Origin of the sequence: Bradyrhizobium sp. AS23.2 (assembly GCF_001908185.1) — a bacterium.
GTDB lineage: Bacteria > Pseudomonadota > Alphaproteobacteria > Rhizobiales > Xanthobacteraceae > Bradyrhizobium.
In genome coordinates this window covers 1-5324 of sequence record NZ_LGHM01000201.1, presented here as the reverse complement: position 1 = coordinate 5324, position 5324 = coordinate 1, and the positions used below count along the sequence as shown (strand labels likewise).

Annotated in this window: 2 protein-coding genes and 1 pseudogene; all 3 read right to left on the bottom strand. The window is 65.0% G+C overall.

Going from position 1 to position 5324, the window contains the following annotated elements; translation table 11 throughout:
* Positions 1-915: 915 nt before the first annotated feature.
* Entirely contained in the window at positions 916-2355 is a 1440-nt protein-coding gene (locus AC630_RS36065; RefSeq protein WP_074123157.1) for an IS1182 family transposase, read from the bottom strand.
* Between the two features lie 89 nt (positions 2356-2444).
* A pseudogene (locus AC630_RS36060) lies at positions 2445-2624 on the bottom strand (autotransporter outer membrane beta-barrel domain-containing protein); the annotation flags it as partial.
* Positions 2625-2791: 167 nt separating this feature from the next.
* A partial coding sequence (locus AC630_RS36055) for an autotransporter outer membrane beta-barrel domain-containing protein (RefSeq protein WP_167561349.1) occupies positions 2792-5324 on the bottom strand: 2533 nt, incomplete at its 5' end.

Here is a 5324-nt window from a genome sequence, read left to right as displayed (position 1 = left end):
GATCGAAGCGTTGCGGGCCTCGCGCCGCGACGACCTGATTGCGCTCGCGCGACGCCACCTAAAGCCCTCGCAAGAGGCTTATATTCGCGCTTACGAACGGCGCTTCGGTGACACCAATCTGGCGATCAGGATTCTTGCGGAATAGCGTTCCAGCGAAGAAACGCCGCATAGCACGTCCACATTGGCAGCTAACATGCGTCAGAGTCGCGCTAAATGTCGTTTGCCGAGATTACAAATTTAGGGCAGTTGCCACGTCGTATTCTCGCGGTGCTTTGGACCGCCGATTGGACGTCGCTCGATGTCCGAGATGGGTCATTTTCGACCCATGTGGCAGGTCTTTCCGTTCGGCTCATGTCCGCCTCGCCCAAAAAGCGGACCTCAATGAAAGGTGTCGCCACTTCGCTGATGGGCCAATAGGGGATTAGCGCGCGATGCGCATCGGGTGCTTTGGGTTGCGGCGTATGAAATCATCAACATCCCGCAATCGTTCTGGCAATGGTTCGGCGTCGGGATGGCTCCGGTAGCTCCAGAAGCGGAAACCCGCTGACCAGAGGGCTTGCACCTTTTGCCATTGCTCGGCGTCGGAACGCTTTGGAGCTTTGAACGATCGGCCCATCTCATGCAGACATGAGCCGCACTGCGGGCAAGCTGCGCCCGGGGCCGCCCGCACCTTCCATGATTTCCGACACTCGAAGCAGGCATGAGCAATGAGGTAATCTTGTCCGCGCACCGCTTTAGGTGGACGCGGGTCGGCGCGCGTGCCTGTGGAACGCCGCAAATCCATCCGTCGAGCTTTTTCCCAGCCGCCTACCATTCGAGGAGAATGACAGCGGACCCCAATGTCTGCAACGGGTCTTGGCCGTGTAAAAACAGCCTTACAGGGCCGTGAGTCTTGAAGCCAAAACTGGACCGGCCTCAGGCCGCGATCGCGGCGATCAGCGGCCTGATCCCGAGGATATTCATTGCTCGGGTCAGATTATAGGCCAGAACCGAGAGGGCCATCTCGGCGGCTACCTTTGGGAGAGTTTTGGTCAGGAAGTGCGTCGCTCCCATGCGTGCCTTCATCGTGCCGAACGGATGCTCGACCGTCTCGCGACGAAGGCGCATAGCGAGCGGGGTCGCATCGAGCCGCTGCTGCACGGCGTCGAGCAGATCCTCGTGCTCCCATCGCGTGATCCGTCGCTCTGAGCCGGGCGTGCACTGGGGTTTGATCGAGCAATTCTTACAGGCGTTGGTCCAGTAGCGCCGCAGCATCTTGTCGGCTTCTTCGTTTGTATAGCGATACGGCAATCGCTCCCCGGCCGGACAACGATAGGCGTCTTCCTCCGGCAAATAGACAAAGTCCTGCTTACCGAAGCGTCCGTCCGACTTGGCGCCCGAAGTCATCGGCTTGGGCAGAGTTACCGTGATGCCGGCCTCGTGGCAGGCCAGGATCTCCGGGCTGCTGAAGTAGCCGCGATCGGCTACAGCTTCGAGCGTCTCAGTCTTCAGAACAGCCTTCGCCTGCGTGGCCATATTGGCAAGTTGTGCCCGATCCGAGCCGCTGTTCGTCACCTCATGCGCGATGATCAGGTGATGGTCGGTATCGACAGCGACTTGGACATTGTAGCCGACAACGCCAGAGCCGCGGCCGCTCGTCGCCATCGAACGGCTGTCGGGGTCGGTCAGCGAGATTTGCTGGTCGGGCGAAGCGAGCATCTGCTTCTCGTAGACAGCCAGCTTGCCCATTTCCTCCTTCAGCTTTGTCAGCTTCTCGGTAAGCCTCGTCACCTTCGAGGCGAGCGCCTCGCTCGGCTCCTGCCGGTCGGCCGTGTCAAGTTGGCTGAGGTAGCGCGCGACGCTCTCCTCGAGCTGAGCACGCCGCCGCTCCACCTTCGCGCGCGTGAAGTTCCTGTCCCGGTTGTTCACGGCCTTGAACTTGCTCCCATCGATGGCGACGCTCGCCGTCGTGAGAAGACCCATCCCGCGGCAGAGCTCGACAAAGCGCGCACAGACCTTACGCAGCCCCAGGCTGTTGTCCTTGCGGAAGTCCGCAATCGTCTTGTGATCGGGAGCGAGCCGACCCAGCAGCCACATCACCTCGACATTGCGCCCGGCCTCTCGTTCCAACCGCCGGCTCGACTGCACCCGGTTCAGATAGCCGTAAATGTAAAGCTTAAGGAGCACCGAGGGATGGTACGACGGCCGACCGGTGGCCGCCGGCTCCGCACCCTCAAAGCCCATCTCAGCCAAACCGAGCGCATCGACAAATACGTCGATCACGCGAACCGGGTTGCTCTCGTCAATGAAGTCATCGAGGCATTCGGGCAACAGCGTCCGCTGCCCACGATCCGCCTCCGCAATGAAGCGCTTCATTCCAGCCCCCCCGCAAATCGTGCGGGAATCATATCGCGCGAATCACATCAGGCGCAGCGTTTTCACACAGCCAGGGCCATAAACGGACGTCACCACGTGTAGCGCACCACGCCCTTACCGGCGTAGCTCGTGGTCACATTCGAGAACTCACCCTCAAATGTTGCCGCTGCTGACCAGCCGTTGAGCCATTTCTTCTCGACGGCCGCGGTCACCAGCGCGGAGTCGAGCGCGAGCGCCGCCCGGTTCACGATGAAGCTCGCGCCGAGCAGCGTAATGTTATCGAGTGTTACGCAACAGGCCGAGCGCAAGCAACGCGCCGGACGCGGGGCGAGAAAAGGGCCGCGTGCAAATCCTCACCAGCGTGGCAGCGATACCACACCCTTGCTCGGCCAACCCCGCCCATCGCGTCGGGAGCACACGCCGGTGAGCCCGCGTCCTACCAGCTCACGCGGATGGTGCCGGTTCCGGCATAGGTCTGGGCGCGGCCGGCGAACTCGCCGTCGAACTTGCCGAGCAGGCTGACTCCGCTGGCAAGCTTCAGCTCCGCACCGGCCGAGACCAGCGCGGCGTCCTTGGCTGGCGTTGCGCCGTTGACGAGGAAGCTCGCGCCGGGCAGCGCCTGGAAGGCGGCGGCGAGCGTCGGATCGCTGATCCAGTCATGTGCCCAGGCGAGCCGGCCGCGGACGATGATCACCGCATCCGGATCGACCAGCGCCATCTGGTCGAAGCGCGCGCCGAGTTCACTGCGGGTGTCGGTCGCACTGCGGCCCTGATAGGTCAGGCCGAAGCCGCCGCCGGTGAGGTCGGTTTCGCTATAGGTCGGCGTGCGGAAACTCTGGGCCTGCAACGCGGCGTAAGGCGTGATGCCACCGGTGCCCAGACCGAAGCGATAGCCGCCCTCGATGCGGCCGCCAAAACTCTCGCCGTTGAAGCTTGCGGTGAGGTGATCGCCGAACGCGGCGAAGCGGTCGGTGGACAGCCAATGATTGCCGCCGCTAAAGGATGCCGCGACATAGGCCGGGCCGGACCGCACCGCGCCGTAGACGCCGCCTGCGAACGTATCGCTCTTGCCGCTGCCGAGTCCCTGCGCCAGGTCCCACTTGGTGCCGCCGCCGGCCAGCGAGAAGCCGATCACGGCATCGCGGCTCACGCGGTAGTCGAGCCCCGCGGCAACGCCGGCCGCGTGAGCGGTGAGATCGTGGCTAGCGGTGGTCGGATCGCCGTTGGTCTTGTTGTAGCCGCCGAAGCCGCTCGCCCACGCTGTCCAGCGCTGATCGAAGCCGACCGGCGCCTTGTACGCCGGTGCCTTCATCACCTTGGCGTAAGCGAGCGCGACATCGTCCGGAAGCGGCTCGCGCTCGGGCGCAAAGCCGAGCGCGCCGCCCGATCCCGCGCCACCGCGCCCATCGATGAAGGGATCGAGCATCAGCCCGAGGAACTGGCTCATGAACTGAAACGCGCCCTGCTGGGCGCCGGTCGCGGCTTCACCCGAGAGCTGCGAGAGCGTGGTCGCAAGATTGCCGCCCGTCAGGCCGAAGATGCTGACGAAGTCCGGCGGCAGCGCGCCGCCATTGTTGAAGAAGTTGTTGAGCGCGCTCGCGACGTTCTGCTGGTTGCCATTGAGGACTGGGCCGGGGCGCTGGCCCAGCGTGGCCGTCAAGTTCAGGAACACGCCGGTGCCGCTGTAGCTCAGGCTGTCGGTGAACCCGCCCGGCAGGTTGCTGTTGGCGAGGCCGGCGAAGGTCGTGCCGCCGAGCCCGCCGCTGGCGGTGAGAATGGTGTACTGTCTCTCGAGATAGTTGCCGGCCGCGAATTGCGCATTCACCGTGCCGCCTGTCAGGGTCGCGCTGCCCGTGACGGCGCTTGACGCCGTCGATGGATTGACCTGCACAAGGTAAGCCGAACCGGACTGGAAGGCGAGATTGCCTGAAACCGTCATCATGCTGCCGAGCGTACCCGAGCCAGGTGCAAAGGTGCCGCCGCTCGCGACCGTGACACTGCCCACCGTGCCGGTGCCGCCGAGCGTGCCGCCGTTGTCGACCGTCATGATCGCACTGCTCATGGTGCCATTCACCATCAGCGTGCCGGCATTGACCGCCCACGACAGGGCCGCGGCATTGGTGCCGGTCAGCATCCAGGTGCTGCTGCCGGTCTTTGCGAAGGTGCCGAAGTTCACGTACTGCGCGGCCTTGCCGATCTGCGACACGTCGAAGCTGGCATTGCTGCTGCCGCCGAGCCGCAGCGTATCTACGGCGCTCGCGAGCACGTTGCCGGTGATCGTGGAGCCGGCCTGCAACTCCAGCACGTTGGTGTCGCCCGTGAAGATGATGGCGTCGGCGCGCGTCGTGCCATCGCCAGCAAGGCCGGCGGTGATGGTGCCGCTGTTGATGATAGTCAGGCCTGAACCGACGACGCCGACGCCGCCCGCGCCCGCCGTCCCGTTGCTCCCACGCCCCGTGGCGGCGCCGCCCGCGCCGCCATTGCCGCCGGTTACCGTCCCCGAGTTGGTGAAGGTCGCGCCCGACGTGGTGAACTGCACGCCCACACCACCGTCGCCGCCTGAACCTCCCCAGCTACCGCGGTGCCCACCGCTATTGCCGCCCGCGCCGCCGTTGCCGCCGATGATGGTGCTGGTGTTGCTGCTCGCCCCGTCCCCAGTGACAATGGCGCCATAACCGCCGGCGCCGCCGCCACCGCCGCCGCCGCCACCGAAGTCTCCAATAGTCGCCGGACCATTGCCGCCTTTGCCGCCATTGCCGCCTGTCAGGGGGGACGTATTTGTGACTGTCGCCGCGCCGGCGCCATTGCCGTTGAACCCGCCGCCACCGCCGCCACCGCCGGACAGATCGGCGGGAGCCGCGACGTCGCCTCCGTTCCGGCCGTTGGGACTCGCCTGAGTGCCGCCTGCGCCGCCAGCGCCTACTCCGCTGCAGCAGGTGCTGCTGCCGCCCTTACCGCCGCCCGCGCCG

Bases quoted from the DNA above. Each gene is read 5' to 3' on its own strand.
- AC630_RS36065 (WP_074123157.1), bottom strand. From the start codon at position 2,355: ATGAAGCGCTTCATTGCGGAGGCGGATCGTGGGCAGCGGACGCTGTTG.